Annotated in this window: 17 protein-coding genes and 1 pseudogene; 4 read left to right on the top strand and 14 right to left on the bottom strand. The window is 67.2% G+C overall.

Going from position 1 to position 16,338, the window contains the following annotated elements:
- The first annotated feature begins 59 nt into the window (after positions 1-59).
- Entirely contained in the window at positions 60-1,616 is a 1,557-nt protein-coding gene (locus Q8N10_RS05210; RefSeq protein ID WP_304777132.1) for an AMP-binding protein, read from the top strand.
- 94 nt (positions 1,617-1,710) lie between these two features.
- A complete protein-coding gene (locus Q8N10_RS05215) occupies positions 1,711-2,946 on the top strand; it encodes an acetyl-CoA C-acetyltransferase (protein WP_304777133.1) in 1,236 nt (411 codons plus the stop codon).
- On the opposite strand, the gene lpdA is transcribed toward Q8N10_RS05215, so the two are convergent.
- From lpdA to Q8N10_RS05250, 7 genes are all read right to left on the bottom strand, one after another.
- Positions 2,943-4,352 (bottom strand): dihydrolipoyl dehydrogenase, encoded by a 1,410-nt coding sequence (lpdA, locus tag Q8N10_RS05220; protein WP_304777134.1) that lies wholly within the window; start codon positions 4,350-4,352, stop codon positions 2,943-2,945. The two genes, Q8N10_RS05215 and lpdA, sit on opposite strands and share 4 nt — an antisense overlap.
- A complete protein-coding gene (locus Q8N10_RS05225; protein ID WP_304777135.1) occupies positions 4,352-4,828 on the bottom strand; it encodes a glutathione peroxidase in 477 nt (158 codons plus the stop codon). The genes lpdA and Q8N10_RS05225 overlap by 1 nt, the downstream gene beginning before the upstream one ends.
- A gap of 9 nt (positions 4,829-4,837) precedes the next feature.
- Complete coding sequence (locus Q8N10_RS05230; RefSeq protein WP_304777136.1) at positions 4,838-6,166, bottom strand: pyruvate dehydrogenase complex dihydrolipoamide acetyltransferase; 1,329 nt, start codon at positions 6,164-6,166, stop codon at positions 4,838-4,840.
- A gap of 47 nt (positions 6,167-6,213) precedes the next feature.
- Positions 6,214-6,615, bottom strand: a complete 402-nt coding sequence (locus Q8N10_RS05235; protein ID WP_304777137.1) for a GFA family protein — start codon at positions 6,613-6,615, stop codon at positions 6,214-6,216.
- A complete protein-coding gene (locus Q8N10_RS05240) occupies positions 6,612-8,018 on the bottom strand; it encodes a pyruvate dehydrogenase complex E1 component subunit beta (protein WP_304777138.1) in 1,407 nt (468 codons plus the stop codon). Before Q8N10_RS05240 ends, Q8N10_RS05235 begins: the two co-directional genes overlap by 4 nt.
- Positions 8,015-9,061: a pyruvate dehydrogenase (acetyl-transferring) E1 component subunit alpha gene (pdhA, locus tag Q8N10_RS05245; protein WP_304777139.1), complete on the bottom strand. Its 1,047-nt coding sequence runs from the start codon at positions 9,059-9,061 to the stop codon at positions 8,015-8,017. The genes Q8N10_RS05240 and pdhA overlap by 4 nt, the downstream gene beginning before the upstream one ends.
- 172 nt (positions 9,062-9,233) lie before the next feature.
- The gene (locus tag Q8N10_RS05250) at positions 9,234-9,530 is read right to left on the bottom strand and encodes a septum formation initiator family protein (RefSeq protein WP_304777140.1); all 297 of its coding nucleotides are present in this window, start codon (positions 9,528-9,530) and stop codon (positions 9,234-9,236) included.
- 220 nt (positions 9,531-9,750) lie between these two features.
- Here Q8N10_RS05250 and Q8N10_RS21005 point away from each other — a divergent pair.
- Positions 9,751-9,868, top strand: a pseudogene (locus Q8N10_RS21005) (hypothetical protein); the annotation flags it as partial.
- Positions 9,869-9,992: 124 nt separating this feature from the next.
- On the opposite strand, the gene Q8N10_RS05255 reads toward Q8N10_RS21005, so the two are convergent.
- From Q8N10_RS05255 to secG, 7 genes are all read right to left on the bottom strand, one after another.
- On the bottom strand, positions 9,993-10,688 hold the full coding sequence (locus Q8N10_RS05255; RefSeq protein WP_304777141.1) for a VIT family protein: 696 nt from the start codon (positions 10,686-10,688) through the stop codon (positions 9,993-9,995).
- Between the two features lie 27 nt (positions 10,689-10,715).
- Entirely contained in the window at positions 10,716-11,276 is a 561-nt protein-coding gene (locus Q8N10_RS05260; RefSeq protein WP_304777142.1) for a cytochrome b, read from the bottom strand.
- Positions 11,277-11,355: 79 nt separating this feature from the next.
- On the bottom strand, positions 11,356-12,636 hold the full coding sequence (gene eno / locus Q8N10_RS05265; protein WP_304777143.1) for a phosphopyruvate hydratase: 1,281 nt from the start codon (positions 12,634-12,636) through the stop codon (positions 11,356-11,358).
- Positions 12,637-12,850: 214 nt separating this feature from the next.
- On the bottom strand, positions 12,851-13,033 hold the full coding sequence (gene rpmF, locus Q8N10_RS05270; protein WP_215340463.1) for a 50S ribosomal protein L32: 183 nt from the start codon (positions 13,031-13,033) through the stop codon (positions 12,851-12,853).
- 88 nt (positions 13,034-13,121) lie between these two features.
- Positions 13,122-13,463: an MmcQ/YjbR family DNA-binding protein gene (locus Q8N10_RS05275; protein ID WP_304777144.1), complete on the bottom strand. Its 342-nt coding sequence runs from the start codon at positions 13,461-13,463 to the stop codon at positions 13,122-13,124.
- 27 nt (positions 13,464-13,490) lie between these two features.
- Positions 13,491-15,131, bottom strand: coding sequence for a CTP synthase (locus Q8N10_RS05280; RefSeq protein WP_304777145.1), 1,641 nt, complete (start codon positions 15,129-15,131; stop codon positions 13,491-13,493).
- A 149-nt stretch (positions 15,132-15,280) separates the two neighbouring features.
- Positions 15,281-15,703 carry a preprotein translocase subunit SecG gene (secG, locus tag Q8N10_RS05285; RefSeq protein ID WP_304777146.1) on the bottom strand — a complete coding sequence of 141 codons (423 nt, stop codon included), beginning with the start codon at positions 15,701-15,703 and terminating at the stop codon, positions 15,281-15,283.
- 112 nt (positions 15,704-15,815) lie between these two features.
- Between secG and Q8N10_RS05290 the strand changes: the two genes are divergently transcribed.
- The gene (locus Q8N10_RS05290; protein ID WP_304777147.1) at positions 15,816-16,331 is read left to right on the top strand and encodes a GNAT family N-acetyltransferase; all 516 of its coding nucleotides are present in this window, start codon (positions 15,816-15,818) and stop codon (positions 16,329-16,331) included.
- Positions 16,332-16,338: the final 7 nt, after the last annotated feature.

Consider the following 16,338-nt stretch of genomic DNA (forward strand, 5'->3'; position numbering starts at 1 on the left):
ACCCGGACGATAGGCTTGCGCTCCAAGAACCGGCGATCCGATCGGGGAGGTCTTCGCCTTTGTCGCGTACATTTGATCCGCTTGAGAGCCAGAAGACCCTGTTTGGGGCTCTGCTCGACGCCCGCGCCCAGTTCGGCGCCAAGAAACCGATCCTGGAGGACCAGGAGCGCAATCCGCTGTCCTATACCGACATGATCCGGGCCGCCTTCGCGCTTGGCCGGAAGATCGCGGCGTTCACGGAAAAAGGCGAGCGGGTCGGGGTCATGCTGCCCGCAAGCTCAGCCGCCATCGTCACCTTCTTCGCCCTGCACGCCTTCGGGCGCGTCCCCACCATGCTGAACTTCACCTCCGGCATCCGGAACCTGAAGGGTGCCTGCAAACTGGCCGGGGTGAAGCGGGTGCTGACCGCCCACCGGTTCATCGAGCAGGGCCAGCTCCACGATCTGGTGGACGCCTTGGAGGAGGTCTCGACCGTCACCTACCTGGAGGAGGTGCGTGAGAAGATCGGTCTGGCCGACAAGATCTTCGCCGCCACCGCCGGCGCCTTTCCCAGGGCCTTCCTGGCCGAGACCAAGCCAGACGATCCCGGCGTCATCCTGTTCACCTCCGGCAGCTTCGGCGTGCCCAAGGGCGTGGTGCTGAGCCAGGCCAATCTAGTGTCCAACGTCTACCAGATCGCCTCCCACATCCCGCTGGATCCGGACTGGGTGATGTTCAATCCCCTGCCCACCTTCCACTGTTTCGGCCTCACCGGCGGCGCGCTGTTGCCCATCCTAACCGGCATGAAGGCGTTCCAGTATCCTTCGCCCCTGCACACCAAGGTGATCCCGCCGCTGCTTAAGGATTCCAAGGCTTCCATCCTGCTGGCCACCGACACCTTCCTCAACCAGTACGCCCGGGTCGCCGAGTACGACGAGTTGGCCGGACTGAAGTTCATCGTCTGCGGCGCCGAGAAGGTGCGTGAGGAAACCCACAACCTGATACGCGACAGCTTCGGCGACGTGCCGGTGCTGGAGGGCTATGGCGCCACCGAGGCGGCCCCGGTCATCGCGGTCAACAAGCCCATCGACAACCGTCGCGGCACGGTCGGCGGCCTGCTGCCTGGAATGGAGACCCGCCTGGAACCGGTTCCAGGCATTCCCGGCGGCGGTCGGTTCTTCGTGCGCGGCCCCAATGTGATGAGCGGCTACCTGCGCCCCGATGGCTCGATCGAGCCCCTGACCGATGGTTGGCACGATACGGGCGACGTGGTGGACCTGTCCGACGATGACTGGGTCACCATTCGCGGGCGGGTGAAGCGCTTCGCCAAGGTCGGCGGCGAAATGGTCTCCCTGACCGCCGCCGAGGATCTGGCCGTCGCCGTCTGGCCCGACAACCGGCACGCGGTCATCGCCATGCCCGACACCCGCAAGGGCGAGCGCCTGGTGCTGGTCACCGACCGGCGCGACGCGGACTCCAGCGCGCTGGTGGCCCACGCCAAGGCCATCGGCGCGTCCGAGCTGAACGTGCCGAAGAAGATCCTCAAGGTGCCTGAAGTGCCGGTCCTGGGCACGGGTAAGACCGACTATGTCGCCATCCAGCGCATGGTTGAGGCCGAGGGCCGTCGCGCGGCATAACGCGCAAGAGTCCTAATCGGCGCTTGGCTGCCGTGGGGGAGCCGGGTCCATCCTGGCTCTGAGAGACGCAAACCTGCCCCGAGAGGAATACGCCATGGCCGAAGCCTGGATCATCGACGTCGCCCGCACCCCGCGTGGCGTCGGCAAGCCTGAGAAGGGCGCCCTGTCGGGTGTCCACCCGCAGCGCATCCTGTCCACGGTCCTCAAGGCCCTGGCCGAGCGCAACAACCTCAACACCGCCGACATCGACGACGTGATCGCCGGCTGCGGCACCCAGTTCGGCAAGCAGGGCTCCTGCATCGCGCGCATGGCGGCGCTGGACGCCGGCTACGCCAACGAGGCGGCCGGCATGTCCCTGGACCGCTTCTGCGGCTCGGGCCTGACGGCGGTGAACCTGGCCGCCATGGGCGTGATGTCCGGCGCCCAGGACCTCGTGGTGGCCGGCGGCGTGGAGTCCATGTCCTACGGCTCGACCCTGAAGCGCCAGGTCGGCCCGACCCTGGACTCCGGCAACGCCCACCTGCGCGCCATTCACCCGCAGCCGCACCAGGGTGTCTGCGGCGACGTCGTGGCGACCCTGGAAGGCTTCACCCGCGAGGACGTCGATGCGCTCGCCCTCGAAAGCCAGCGTCGGGCGGCTCACGCCATCGCCAACGGCTATTTCGACCGCAGCCTGATCACCGTCTACAATGACGACGGCAGCGTCGCCCTGGACCGCGAGGAGTATCCCCGCGCCGGCACGACCGCCGAGGGCCTGGCCGCCCTGAAGGCCGCCTTCGCCAGCCTCTATGACGTGCCGCTGGACGAAGAGGGTCTCAGCTTCCGCAAGCTGGTGGAAGCCACCTATCCCGACCTGAAGATCAACCACGTGCACCATGCCGGCAACTCGTCGGGCGTGGTGGACGGCGCCGGCGCCGTGGTCATCGCCTCGCCGGAATACGCCCGCGCCCATGGACTGAAGCCGCGAGCCCGGATCCGCTCGGTCTCCACGGCGGGCGACTCGCCGGAGTTGATGCTGAACGCGCCCGGCCCCGCCGCCCGCAAGGCGCTGGCCAAGGCCGGCATGACCATGAAGGACATCCAGCTGGTGGAGATCAACGAGGCCTTCGCCGTGGTGCCGCTGAAGTTCATGCGCGACCTGGACGTCGATCCTGCGATCGTCAACGTCAATGGCGGGGCCATCGCGCTCGGTCACCCCATCGGGGCCACGGGCGCCATGATCCTGGGGACGCTGCTGGACGAAATGGAACGCCGCGACCTGTCGGTCGGCATGGCCACCCTGTGCGCCGCCGGCGGCATGGCCCCGGCGGCGATCATCGAGCGGATCTAGATATGTAGCACCCGCCCATAGGCGTCGAGCGAGGCCTCATGCATGGCCTCGCTCATCGTCGGGTGGGGGAAGACAGTGGCGATCAGTTCCGCCTCGGTGGCCTCCAACGTCATGGCCAGGGCGAAGCCCTGGATCATTTCGGTGACCTCGCCGCCGATCAGGTGGGCGCCGATCAGGGCGCCGGTCTTCTCGTCGAAGATGGTCTTCACGAAGCCCTCGGTCTCGCCCGAGGCGATGGCCTTGCCATTCACCCGGAACGGGAAGCGACCCACCTTCACGGCGATGCCCTTCTCCTTGGCCGCAGCCTCGGTGATCCCTACCGAGGCGATCTGCGGGGTCGAATAGGTGCAGCCGGGGATGGGCGCATTGAGGTTGGAGGGCACCAGGCCCGCAATGTGCTCGATGCAGTGGACACCCTCATGGCTGGCCTTGTGGGCGAGCCAGGGCGGGCCCGCGACATCGCCGATGGCGTAGAGCCCGGGCACGCCCGTGGCGCCGTGGTTGTCGGTGACCACGTGGGTGCGGTCGATCTTCACGCCCAGGGATTCGAGGCCCATGTCCTCGACATTGCCGACGATGCCGACGGCGACGATGGCCACCTCGGCCTCCAGGACTTCTGAAGTTTGGGCGCCGCTTGCAGTGATGCGGACCCCCCCGGATTTCGGCTTCTCGACCTTTTCGACCTGGGCTCCAACGCGGAATTTGATACCGCGTTTTTCGAAGGCTTTCCGGGCAGTTGCGGAGACTTCCTCATCTTCCACGGGAAGGATGCGCGGCAGGGTTTCGATGACCGTCACGTCGGCCCCTAAAGCCCTGTAAAAGCTGGCGAATTCGATGCCGATCGCGCCCGATCCGATGACGATCAGAGATTTGGGCGCCGATTTGGGCGCCATGGCCTCGCGGTAGGTCCAGATGCGGTCGCCGTCCGGCTCCAGGCCCACGGCCGGGATAGTGCGGGCGCGGGCCCCGGTGGCCAGGATGACGTGCTTGGCGGTGAGGGTGCGCGCGCCGCCGGCCTTCAGGGCCACGACGACCTTGGGGGCGGGACTGCCCTTCTCAAGCCTGGCGGTCCCCTCCACCACCTCGATCTTGTGCTTCTTCATCAGGAAGGCGACGCCGGAGTTCAGCTGGGCCGCCACCTTGCGGGAGCGCTTGATGATGCCGGGGAAGTCGAAGGAGGCCTTCTCCACCTTGATGCCGTAGTCGGCCAGGTGGGAGAGCTGCTCATAGGCCTCGCCGGTCTTCAGCAGCGCCTTGGTGGGGATGCAGCCCCAGTTCAGGCAGACCCCGCCCAGGGCTTCCTTCTCGATGATGGCGGTCTTCAGGCCAAGTTGGCTGGCGCGGATGGCGGTGACATAGCCCCCAGGGCCGGAGCCGATGACGATCAGATCGAAGGTGTCGGCCATTACAGCAGCGCCTCGATGGCGCTTTCAAGCGACTTGGGTTCGACGGTGGGGGCGAAGCGCTCCACCACCTGGCCCTTACGGTCGACCAGGAACTTGGTGAAATTCCACTTCACATTGGCGGTGCCCAGCAGCCCCTTCTTCTCCTTCTTCAGATAGGCGAAGAGCGGGTGGGTCTTGGGGCCGTTGACGTCGATCTTGGTCATCATCGGGAAGTCGACGTCGTAGGTCAGGGCGCAGAAGCTGGCGATCTCCTCGGCGTTCCCCGGCTCCTGGGCGCCGAACTGGTTGCAGGGGAACCCCAGCACCACGAAGCCCCGGTCCTTGTACTTGGTGTAGAGCGCCTCCAGTCCCTCGAACTGCGGAGTGAACCCGCACTTGCTCGCGGTGTTGACGATCAGGACCACCTTCTCGCGGTAGGTGGACATCGGCGTCGCCTTGCCCTCCAGGGTCTCGGCGCTGAAGTCATAGATGCTCATGGCGCGCTCCTAGACGATCATCGTGATGGGATCTTCGATCAGGATCTTGAAGGCCTGCAGCCAGCGAGCGCCGATGGCGCCGTCCACCACGCGGTGATCGCAGGTCAGGGTCACCGTCATCACCGTGGCGATGGCCAGTTGGCCGTTCTTCACGACCGGGCGCGGCTCGCCCGCGCCCACCGAGAGGATCGCGCCCTGGGGCTCGTTGAGGATCGAGGCGAAGGCCTTGATCCCGAACATGCCGAGGTTGGAAATCGAGAAGGTGCCGCCCTGGAATTCCTCGGGCTTGAGCTTGCGGGTGCGGGCCCGGGCGGCCAGGTCCTTGGCCTCGGTGGCGATCTGGGCCAGGCCCTTGGTCTCGGCCGCGCGGATGATGGGCGTGATCAGCCCGCCGTCGATGGCGACGGCCATGGCGATGTCGGCGTGGTGATGCAGGGCGATGCCCTCGGGCGAGTAGGATGCGTTGGCCTCCGGCACCTGCTTCAGGGCGATGGCGGCGGCCTTGATCACCAGGTCGTTGACGCTGACCTTGACGCCCTGGCTCTCCAGCATGGCGTTGATCTTCACCCGGCCGGCCAGCAGGGCGTCGATCTCCAGGTCGATGGTGAGGGGGAAGTGCGGCACGTCGCGGAAGCTGTCGGTGAGCCGCCGGGCGACGGTCTTGCGCATGCCGTCCAGGGGCACGAGGTCGTAGGAGCCGTCCGGAACGCCCATCTGAGCCAGGCTCTGCACCTGACGCGGGGCCGACGCCGCCGCGCCGCCAGTGGCCGGGGCCTTCGCCGCGCCGGGGGCCGCGCCCTCCACGTCACGCTTGATGATGCGGCCGTGGGGCCCGGAGCCCTTCAGGGCCGACAGGTCGAGGTTCTTCTGGGCCGCGATCCGCCGGGCCAGGGGCGAGGCGAACACGCGCGTTCCCTGCCCTTCTCCCCTTGCGGGAGGAGGTGGCCGGTCGGAGACCGGTCGGATGAGGGGTTGGGCTCCCGCCTCAGCGCTAGCTGCAACTGGCTTTCCGGACGGTTCTGAGAGACCCCTCATCCGACCCTGCTCCGCAGGGCCACCTTCTCCCGCAAGGGGAGAAGGAGAAGGCGCCGCCGTCTCGCCCTCGGACAGTCTCGCGATCGGCGAATTGACCTTCACGTTCTCCGTGCCCTCGGGGACCAGGATGTCCTCGATGGTCCCCTCGTCGACGGCCTCGACCTCCATGGTCGCCTTGTCGGTCTCGATCTCGGCGATGACGTCGCCGGACTTCACCACATCGCCCTTCTTCACATACCACTTGGCGAGCGTGCCCTCCTCCATGGTGGGCGACAGCGCGGGCATCAGGATCTCAGTCGACATGGGTCAGGCGCTCGGGCGGTTGTGGGGGGCGCAGGCGCGCACGATGGTCATGACGGCTCCAGCGACAGGTGGGCGAGCTGGTCGGCGTTGGCCTCCCAGTTCTGGCCGTCGAAGGCGGTGAGGTCTAGATTGGCCGCCTCGTCCAAGCAGCGGGCGTTGACAGACCAGCCATCCGGATTGGAACGCGGGCGGTAGAAGCTCTTGATGCCGCATTCCGAGCAGAACAGGTGCTTGGCCACCCGGCTGTTGAAGGTGTACTCGGCCAGCCGCTCCATGCCCTTGGTCACCCGGAAGCGGCTCTCGGGCACGATGACGTGGATGTAGCCGGTCTTGGCGCACATCGAGCAGTTACAGCTCTGGGCCTCGACCACCTGCGGCAGGGCCACCTCGAACCGCACGCCGCCGCAATGGCAGCCTCCCGCCCGCCAGTTGAACGGGTCGGGGGTCATTTGTGCGTGACCGCCTTCACCGCCTTCACGATCTTGTCGACCGAGGGCAGCGACAGCGCCTCCAGATTGGCCGCGTAGGGCATGGGCACGTCCTCCTGGTGCACGCGGGCCGGAGGGGCGTCCAGGTAGTCGAAGGCGTGCTCCAGCACCCGCGCGATCACCTCGGCGCCGACGCCCATCGGACCCCAGCCTTCCTCGACGGTAACCAGGCGATTGGTCTTCTTGACGCTCGCCACGATGGTCTCGTGATCCAGCGGACGCAGGGTGCGCAGGTCGATCACCTCGGCCTCGATCCCCTCGCCCGCCAGCCGCTCGGCGGCCTCCAGGGCCAGACCGACGGCCCGAGAGTGGGCGGTGATGGTGACGTCGGTCCCCTCGCGGCGGACCTTGGCCTTGCCGATCGGCACAACCCAGTCGCCCTCGGGTACATCGAACTCCACCCCGTAGAGCATCTCGTGCTCCAGGAAGACCACGGGGTTGGGGTCTCGGATGGCGGCCTTCAGCAGGCCCTTGGCGTCGGCGGCGTCATAGGGCGCCACCACCTTCAGGCCGGGCACCTGGGCGTACCAGGCCGAATAGTCCTGGCTGTGCTGGGCGCCGACGCGGGCCGCGGCGCCGTTGGGCCCGCGGAACACGACCGAGCATTTGATCTGGCCGCCGGACATGTAGAGCGTCTTGGCGGCGGAGTTGATGATGTGGTCGATGGCCTGCATGGCGAAGTTGAAGGTCATGAACTCGATGATGGGCTTGAGGCCCGCCATCGCCGCGCCCACACCAAGGCCGGCGAAGCCGTATTCGGTGATCGGGGTGTCAATGACGCGGCGGTCGCCGAACTCCTCCAGCAGGCCGCGGGAGACCTTGTAGGCGCCCTGGTACTGGGCGACCTCCTCCCCCATCAGGAAGACGTTCTCGTCAGCCCGCATCTCCTCGGCCATGGCGTCGCGCAGGGCGTCGCGCAGGGTGGTCTTCACCAGCTTCACGCCATCGGGCAACTCGGGATCGCGCAGGGTCGGCTTGGGCGTCACGGGTGTCGCGCCTTCGCCCTCCGGCTGCGGCTGCGCGGCCTCGGCGGGCTGCTTTTCAGGATCGCCGCTGGCGGCGGGCTCGGGCTTGGTCTCGCTCTTCGTGGCCGGCGCATCGACCTTGGCCGACGGCGCGGCGGCGCCCTCGCCGGAGAGACGCGCGATGGGCGTATTGACCTTCACCTCCTCGGAGCCTTCCGGCACCAGGATCTCCTCGATCACGCCCTCGTCGACCGCCTCGACCTCCATGGTCGCCTTGTCGGTCTCGATCTCGGCGATGACGTCGCCGGACCGGACAGTGTCGCCCACCTTCACGTGCCACTTGGCGAGCGTGCCCTCTTCCATGGTGGGAGAGAGGGCCGGCATCAGTACGTCGGTCACTGAGCGGCCTCCAGGTAGACGTCGGTATAGAGCTCGGACGGGTCGGGCTCGGGCGAGGTGCGGGCGAATTCGGCGGCGTCGGCGACGATCTTCTTCACCTCGGCGTCGATGGCCTTCAGCGCGGCCTCGTCGGCCCAGCCCTTCTTCTCCAGCAGCTCCTGCAGGTGGTCGATGGGATCGCGGGTCTTGCGGACCTCGTCGACCTCTTCCCGGGTGCGGTACTTGGCCGGGTCGCTCATGGAGTGGCCACGGTAGCGGTAGGTCTTCATTTCCAGGATGTAGGGGCCTTCGCCCGAGCGGGCATGGGCGGCGGCCTTTCGGGCGGCCTCCTGGACGGCGATGACGTCCATGCCGTCAACCTCCTCGCCCGGAATCCGGAACGAGGCGCCGCGCTTGTACAGGTGGGTCTCCGAGGACGAGCGCTCGATGGAGGTGCCCATGGCGTACTGGTTGTTCTCGATCACATAGACGACCGGAAGCTTCCAGATCGTGGCCATGTTGAAGCTCTCATAGACCTGGCCCTGGTTGGCCGCGCCGTCGCCGAAATAGGTGAAGGCGACCTTCTTGTTGCCCTTGTAGCGGTTGGCCAGAGCCAGGCCGGTGCCCAGGCTCACCTGGCCGCCGACGATGCCGTGGCCGCCGTAGAAGTCCGCCTCGGTGGAGAACATGTGCATCGACCCGCCCTTGCCCTTGGACGAGCCGGTGAAGCGGCCAGTGAGTTCGGCCATGACTTCCCTGGGGTCCATGCCGCAGGCCAGCATGTGGCCGTGGTCACGATAGCCGGTGATCACCTGGTCGCCGGCCTCCTTGATCGACTGCACGCCGACCGCGATGGCTTCCTGGCCGATGTAGAGGTGGCAGAAGCCCCCGATCAGACCCATGCCGTAGAGCTGGCCCGCACGCTCCTCGAAGCGGCGGATCAGCAGCATGTCGCGATAGAACTTGAGCAGGGAGTCCTTGGTCATGGGGTCCGCACCCCCGCCAATGACACCGGTGTCATCCTTCTTCCGCTTGGAAGTCGAGCTCGTCTGCCCGCGCGCCATTCGTTTCTCCGTGGAGTTCGCCACTTGGGCCTCGTTCCCGAGTCAGTCTCACCCGAGAGCGTCATCGCTTCAGGTTCAAGCGAGAACGCTCCAAACCTTAAGTTAGAGCCCGACGGTCGCCAAAACCGGTGTCCACTTTCGGCTATCGGGCTCTAGAACGAACGAATCCGCCCTACGGCTTCACCCGGATCACATAGTCTCTCGGGTCGGCGAAACCTAGCAGGGAACGGGCCCGCTCTTCCAGCAGATCAGCCGAAAGACTGGTGTCGCGCAAAAGCCGGGCGCGAGCCTCGAGGTCCTGCCTCTCGACGCGCACCTTCTGCAGCTCGGAAATCTTGGCGGCCAGGGTGGCGTCGCGGGCGTCCGACGACAGCAGGCCCCGATCGCCCGTGAAGGCGTGGAACCCGAAATAGAAAATCAGGAGGGCCAGGGCGGCGGTCGGCAGATAGGGGCGGATACTTGCGAGCACGGGCCTGGAATCAACAGCGTTTCTGACCCCGCCAATGTCGTGCTTCATGTTTAATATTGCGTTGCGGTCAAGCTTGAGGCCGCGGGGCCAAGCATCGCATTGGATTGAGGTTATCTGCTCCAGCTCCTTGAAGCGACGGAGCGGAGTCCCACAGAGGCGCCCACGCCCAGCGCATCCTTCGGCCCTGGCGTGAGAAGGTGGCCCTGCGGAGCAGCGTCGGATGGCGGGGTTGAAGGGCCTATCCAGCAAACCAACCCGTCATCCCGGCCGCAGCGAAGCGGAGAGCCGGGACCCAGGGGCGGTGCGCACGGCCCCTGGGTCCCGGATCGGCCTATCGGCCGTCCGGGATGACGGGAGTTGTTTATCTGAGCGGGGAGCGTGCCCCCTCCCGCATCAGCTTCGCTGACACCTTCTCCCCTGGCGGGAGGCGGAGGCGCCGATTGATCCGTCGGGTTGCGGGGATCAGGCGGCGACGCCGAAGATCGCGCCTACGCCCGCCGTCAGGGCCATGGCCATGGCGCCCCAGAAGGTCACCCGGGCCACGGCTTTCCAGATCGGCGCGCCGCCCGCCCGTGCGCCCACGCCGCCCAGCAGAGCCAGGAAGGCGATGGAGGCGCCCGAGACCGCCGGCACAAGCGCCGGCAGCGGGGTGACGACGGCCAAGGCCAGCGGCAGGGCCGCGCCGACGGCGAAGGTGAGCGCCGAGGTGAAGGCCGCCTGCACCGGCCTGGCGGTGGTCATCTCGGAAATGCCCAATTCATCGCGGGCGTGGGCGCCGACGGCGTCCTTGGCCATCAGCTGGCGGGCGACCTCGTGAGCGAGGCCAGGTTCGACGCCCCGCTCGGCGTAGACGCCGGCGAGCTCGGCGAGTTCCAGCTCGGGCTGCGTGGCCAGTTCGCCCCGCTCCCGCGTCAGGTCGGCCCGTTCGGTATCGGCCTGGGAGCTGACCGAGACATATTCGCCCGCGGCCATCGACATGGCCCCGGCCACCAGGCCCGCGACCCCCGCCACCAGGATCTCGCCACGCCCCTGGGATGCGGCGGCGACGCCGACAATCAAACTGGCCGTGGAGACGATCCCGTCATTGGCGCCCAGGACGGCGGCGCGGAGCCAGCCGACCCGCTCAATCAGGTGCATCTCGCGGTGGGATCTCGACATGAGGCCTCCCTGTGCTGAGCCTGCAGCCTAGATCGAAGGTGAGCGCTTGACCCAGAGCATCCGCTGCAAGGTCCCATCGCGATCGATCAGCAGATGCTTCAGGGCGCCGAGGACGTGGAGGGCGATCAGGGGCCAGAACAGCTTGGTGGCCGCCCCGTGCACGGTCTCGGCGGCTTCGTGCAGCCCCTCCATCCGCACTGGGAAGGGGCTGGGGATCGCGAAGAGGTCGAAGACCTGGATCGGACGGGCGCCCGACCAGATGGCCAGGGGGCCGCTGACCAGCAGCACGGCGATCATCAGCAGGAACAGGCCCTGGACCGCCATGGCCAGCCGCCGAAACCAGACGTTCGGCTCCAGGGTGCGAGGATGGGGCTGGGACAGGCTCCACAGCAGGCGCGCGGCCAGGAAGGCGAAGAGCAGGACCGCCACCGAAACATGGAGATTCTGCGCGGCCAGCTTGGCGGCCCGATCAGGCGCCTCCTCCATCTGCTCGCCCAGCAGGTAGAGGACCGTCACCCCGACAGCGCTGATCCAGTGCAGGGCGATGGCCGCCCAACCGTAGGCGACGCGGGTGTTTCGGAGGGACATGGCAAGGCTCCAGGCGATCCTGCTCATGACGCGTCCCGGTCCGCGCCGCCTTGATCGGGATCAAGGACGGCGCTTGGGATCAGCGGCCCTTGAGCGCCGCGCGGCCGAGATAGACCGCCTGGTCGCCCAGCTCTTCCTCGATGCGCAGGAGTTGGTTGTACTTGGCGGTGCGGTCGGAGCGGGCCAGCGAGCCGGTCTTGATCTGCCCGCAGTTGGTGGCCACCGCCAGGTCGGCGATGGTGAAGTCCTCGGTTTCGCCCGAGCGGTGGCTCATCACGGAGGTGTAGCCGGCCCGGTGGGCCATCTCCACGGCGTCAAGAGTTTCGGACAAGGTCCCGATCTGATTGACCTTTACCAGGATGGAGTTGGCCAGGCCCTTCTCGATGCCCATGGACAGGCGCTTGGGGTTGGTGACGAAGAGGTCGTCGCCCACGATCTGAATCTTCGCGCCCAACTTGTCGGTCAGCAACTTCCAGCCGTCGAGGTCATCCTCGCTGCAGCCGTCCTCGATGGTGACGATGGGAAACTGGGAGACCAGGCCCGTCAGGTAGTCGACCATGCCGGAGGGATCGAGGGTCTTGCCCTCCCCGGCCATGACGTACTTGCCGTCCTTGAAGAACTCGGTGGCGGCGACGTCCAGGCCCAGGACGAAGTCGCGTCCGGCCTTGTAGCCGGCGGCCTCCCCCGACTTGACGATGAAGGCCAGGGCCTCTTCGGCGGTGGCGATGTTGGGGGCGAAGCCGCCTTCGTCGCCGACATTGGTGTTGTGACCGGCGGCCTTCAGCGCGCTCTTCAGGCCGTGGAAGATCTCCGCGCCCATGCGCAGCCCCTCGGCGAAGGTGGCGGCGCCGGTAGGCAGGATCATGAATTCCTGGATGTCGATGGGATTGTCGGCGTGGGCGCCGCCGTTGATGATGTTCATCATCGGCACCGGCAGGACGCGGGCCGAGACCCCGCCGACATACTTGTAGAGCGGCAGGTCGGCGGCGGTCGCCGCGGCCTTGGCCACCGCCAGGCTGACGCCGAGAATGGCGTTGGCGCCCAGGCGGGACTTGTTGGGGGTGCCGTCCAGTTCGATCAGCAGGGTGTCGAGGCGCCGCTGGTCCTCGGCCTCGAAACCGGAGAGCGCGTCGTAGATCTCGCCATTGACGGCGTCGACCGCCTGCAGGACGCCCTTGCCGCCGTAGCGGCTCTTGTCCCCGTCCCGCTTCTCCACCGCCTCGTGGGCCCCCGTGGAGGCCCCGGAGGGCACCGCGGCGCGGCCGATGGAGCCGTCTTCCAGCACCACGTCGACTTCGACCGTCGGGTTGCCCCGGCTGTCGAGAATTTCGCGGGCGGTGATGTCGACGATCTCGGTCATGGCGGTCCCCGGGTGGGCATTGAGAAAAGGCGCGCGACCCTTAGCCAGCTTCGGCCCCGGGGGCAATCTTGCGGAGGTCTCGGGGCGCGCGGGCCTCTTGTCCAGATCGGACAGACGCCCAAGGCAAAGCCACCCGCCGCGGATGCCGCAGCGGGTGGCTTTTCTAGTCTACGAGCTCGAAGGTCCGCGCGCCCGAAGGCGCGGCGAGGAAGAGCTAGTCTTCCTTCGGCGTGATGACCTGACGGCCCTTGTACATGCCGGTCTTCAGGTCGACGTGGTGCGGGCGCTTCAGTTCGCCGGTTTCCTTGTCTTCGACATAGGAATTGGCGCCCAGGGCGTCGTGGCTGCGGCGCATGTTGCGACGCGAGGGCGAGACTTTGCGTTTCGGAACGGCCATGGGAGAATCTCTCAGGCGTGGAAATGGAAGCGGCGACCTGCGGGCCGCCGACGTGAGCGCGGGTGTATGACGCAAACCCCGCTTCGTTTCAAGCGCCCTGGCCGAAAGCTTTTGCGAGCCGCTTGGGCGCCACATTGACCCAGGCCATCCTCATCAGTCCAGAGAGGGTCTGGGCGTCCATCGCCGCGCACTGGACCACGGTCCAGCCGTTGCGGCCCCAGTAGCCATCCACGGCCTCGACAACGCCCGGATGGGCCTGCGCGAGGTTGTGCTGGTCCTCCGGGTCGAGCTTCAGGGTGGCGCGGGGTTCGTCGCCCAGGGTGGCGAAGATTTTCCCCTTCACCCGGAAGGAGGTCGAGTCGAAGTGCGGCTGTTCCTCCGCCTGCGGCAGGGCCAGTGCGATGGACCGGATGTCGTCGCAGGTCAGCATGGGCTGAGCCTGACTCGAAAATCGCCGTCAGACCAGACGCGAGCGATCCTTCGCCGCGCCGATGAAGCTGGCGAACAGGGGGTGAGGCTCGAAGGGGCGGCTCTTCAGTTCCGGGTGGAACTGGACACCGATGAACCATGGGTGGTCGCTGCGCTCGCAGATCTCCGGCAGCACGCCATCCGGCGACAGGCCGGAGAAGGCCAGGCCGGTCTGCTCGATGCGCTCGCGGTAGTCGATATTGACCTCGTAGCGGTGCCTGTGGCGCTCGCTGATGGTCACGTCGCCATAGATCTCGCTGACCTTGGAGCCCGGCGTCAGGACAGCCTCGTAGGCCCCCAGGCGCATGGTGCCGCCCAGGTCGTCGCCTTCCTTGCGGACCTGGCGCTCATTGCCCTTGGTCCACTCGGTCATCAGGCCGACGATGGGCTCGGAGGTGGGGCCGAACTCGGTGGAGGACGCCGCGCCGATGCCCGCCAGGTTCCGGGCCGCCTCGATCATGGCCATCTGCATGCCGAAGCAGACGCCGAAATAGGGGACCATGTGCTCGCGGGCGAACTGGACGGCGCGGATCATGCCCTCCGAGCCGCGCTCGCCGAAGGCGCCGGGCACCAGGACGCCGTGCACCTCGGTCAGGCGCTCGGCGATCAGGCCCTCCTCGCGTTCGAAGGCCTCGCCCTCGATCCAGTCGAACTTCACCCGCACGTTCTGGGCGACGCCGCCGTGGATCAGGGCCTCCACCAGGGATTTGTAGGCGTCGGTGAGGCCTGTGTACTTGCCGACGATGGCGATGTTCACCTCGCCGTCCGGGTTGGTCAGGGTGTCGGAGATCGACTGCCAGCGCGACAGGTCCGGCGCCGGCGCGGTGTCGGCCATGCCGAAGACGTCGAGCACTTCGCGGTCCAACCCCTGGGCGTGGTAGTCCAGGGGCACGTGGTAGATGTTGGCGCTGTCCATCGCCTGGATGACGGCGCTCTCACGGACATTGCAGAACTGGCCGATCTTGCGGCGTTCGCCGGCCGGGATCGGCATCTCGCAGCGGCAGAGCAGGATGTCGGGCTGGATGCCGATGGACCTCAGCTCCTTGACGGAGTGCTGGGTCGGCTTGGTCTTCATCTCGCCAGCGGTCTTGATGTAGGGCAGCAGGGTCAGGTGGATGTAGCAGGCGTGGCCGCGGGGCAGCTCCTGGCCCAGCTGGCGGATGGCCTCGAAGAACGGCAGGCCCTCGATGTCGCCGACCGTGCCGCCGATCTCCACCAGGACGAAGTCGACGCCCTCCCCCGGGTCCGACAGCACGAACTCACGGATCTGGTCGGTGACGTGGGGGATCACCTGGACGGTGGCGCCGTTGTAGTCGCCGCGCCGCTCCTTCTCGATGATGGTCTTGTAGATCTGGCCGGTGGTGATGTTGTCGGCCTTGGTGGCGTTCACCCCGGTGAAGCGCTCGTAGTGGCCCAGGTCCAGGTCGGTCTCGGCGCCGTCGTCGGTCACGAAGACCTCGCCGTGCTGATAGGGGCTCATCGTCCCCGGATCGACGTTCAGATAGGGGTCGAGCTTGCGAAGGCGGACCTTGTAGCCCCGCGCCTGCAGGAGCGCGCCAAGCGCGGCGGAGGCGAGACCTTTTCCCAAGGAGGAGACCACGCCGCCGGTGATGAAAATGTACCGGGTCATGGGCGTTCAGAGTAGCGGTGATTCGGGGCCTTGGCGCTCAGGTGATTCGCGAAAACCTGTTGAGGGGCGCAAAGGCCGCACCCGGCAAGCCATGGGAGATCGCGCCGCAGATGCGGCGATGAGGTCGGCTTGCCCATGAAAACCTTAGATCAGGGGTTGGTCGGCGCAGGCGCGGCCGGGGCGCCCTCGGCGTCGCCGGTGAAGGGATTGCGGACCTGCGGGGTCGGGGCCGACAGCGGCGGCGGGGCCGCGTTGGGGTCGGTGGGCGCCGGTTGGGCGGGCTGGTTCAGCTTGTTGGGGTCGATGGCCTCGATCTTCATCCGGTCGACGACGGAATCCGAAGCGCCCTGACGTCCCGACAGCAGGGTGAGCGCCAGGCTGATGATGAAGAAGATCGATCCGAGGATCCACGTGATGCGGGTGAGCAGGTCACCGGCGCCCCGCGCGCTCATGAAACCGGACGGGCCGCCCCCCATGCCGAGCGCGCCACCTTCGGACCGCTGCATCAGCACCACGGCGATGAGGCAGATGCAGACGATGATGTGGATGGTGAGCAGGATGCCAAGCAGCATGTGTACGTCCGGTAGCCTCGGCCGAAGGAACGGAGCCGAAATGAAGCGCGCGCTCTACCACTGAGAGGGACGCAAGGCCATAGCTAGGGCGTTGCACGTGTCGAGCAAGCCCATGATTCTCGAAACCGAACGCCTGAGCCTCCGTCCGCTTGAGGTTTCGGACGCCGCCCTGCTGTTTCCGATGATGAGCGACGCCGAGGTCATGGCCCACTGGGACGTGCCCGAGATCGACGACCCAGACCTGATCGCCGCCATCGTCGCCGGCCAGGTGGAGGACATGGCGGCCGGGCGGGCGGTGTACTGGGCCATGCGCGCCCTGGAGGGCGAGGAATTCCTGGGAATCTGCGACCTGTCGGATATCGACCGCTGGCACAAGCGGGCCGAGGTCGGCTTCATGCTCGGCCGCGGCGCCTGGGGCCAGGGCTATGGTCTGGAGGCCATGCGCGCGGTGATCGCGCACGCCGCCTCAAGCGGCATCCGGCGGCTGACGGCGCGGACGCATCTGGGCAACCGGCGCTCCGACGCCCTGCTGGAGAAGTTGGGGTTCACCGAGGAAGGCCTGCTGCGGGGCCACGTCCTGCGCGACGGCGACCGCCGCGACTGCCGGCTGTTCGGCTTGCTGCTCTAACCCGGGG

Source organism: Phenylobacterium sp. (genome assembly GCF_030693625.1).
In the GTDB taxonomy this organism is placed as follows: Bacteria; Pseudomonadota; Alphaproteobacteria; order Caulobacterales; family Caulobacteraceae; genus Phenylobacterium; species Phenylobacterium ferrooxidans.

Excerpts from the sequence above, each read along its gene's own strand:
- Q8N10_RS05235 (WP_304777137.1), bottom strand. The coding sequence starts at position 6,615 with ATGACCCCCGACCCGTTCAACTGGCGGGCGGGAGGCTGCCATTGCGGC.
- Q8N10_RS05215 (WP_304777133.1), top strand. The coding sequence starts at position 1,711 with ATGGCCGAAGCCTGGATCATCGACGTCGCCCGCACCCCGCGTGGCGTC.
- Q8N10_RS05225 (WP_304777135.1), bottom strand. The coding sequence starts at position 4,828 with ATGAGCATCTATGACTTCAGCGCCGAGACCCTGGAGGGCAAGGCGACG.
- pdhA (WP_304777139.1), bottom strand. The coding sequence starts at position 9,061 with ATGGCGCGCGGGCAGACGAGCTCGACTTCCAAGCGGAAGAAGGATGAC.
- secG (WP_304777146.1), bottom strand. The coding sequence starts at position 15,703 with ATGCTGCTTGGCATCCTGCTCACCATCCACATCATCGTCTGCATCTGC.
- Q8N10_RS05255 (WP_304777141.1), bottom strand. The coding sequence starts at position 10,688 with ATGTCGAGATCCCACCGCGAGATGCACCTGATTGAGCGGGTCGGCTGG.
- Q8N10_RS05260 (WP_304777142.1), bottom strand. The coding sequence starts at position 11,276 with ATGTCCCTCCGAAACACCCGCGTCGCCTACGGTTGGGCGGCCATCGCC.
- lpdA (WP_304777134.1), bottom strand. The coding sequence starts at position 4,352 with ATGGCCGACACCTTCGATCTGATCGTCATCGGCTCCGGCCCTGGGGGC.
- Q8N10_RS05230 (WP_304777136.1), bottom strand. The coding sequence starts at position 6,166 with ATGTCGACTGAGATCCTGATGCCCGCGCTGTCGCCCACCATGGAGGAG.
- rpmF (WP_215340463.1), bottom strand. The coding sequence starts at position 13,033 with ATGGCCGTTCCGAAACGCAAAGTCTCGCCCTCGCGTCGCAACATGCGC.
- Q8N10_RS05280 (WP_304777145.1), bottom strand. The coding sequence starts at position 15,131 with ATGACCCGGTACATTTTCATCACCGGCGGCGTGGTCTCCTCCTTGGGA.
- eno (WP_304777143.1), bottom strand. The coding sequence starts at position 12,636 with ATGACCGAGATCGTCGACATCACCGCCCGCGAAATTCTCGACAGCCGG.
- Q8N10_RS05275 (WP_304777144.1), bottom strand. The coding sequence starts at position 13,463 with ATGCTGACCTGCGACGACATCCGGTCCATCGCACTGGCCCTGCCGCAG.
- Q8N10_RS05290 (WP_304777147.1), top strand. The coding sequence starts at position 15,816 with ATGATTCTCGAAACCGAACGCCTGAGCCTCCGTCCGCTTGAGGTTTCG.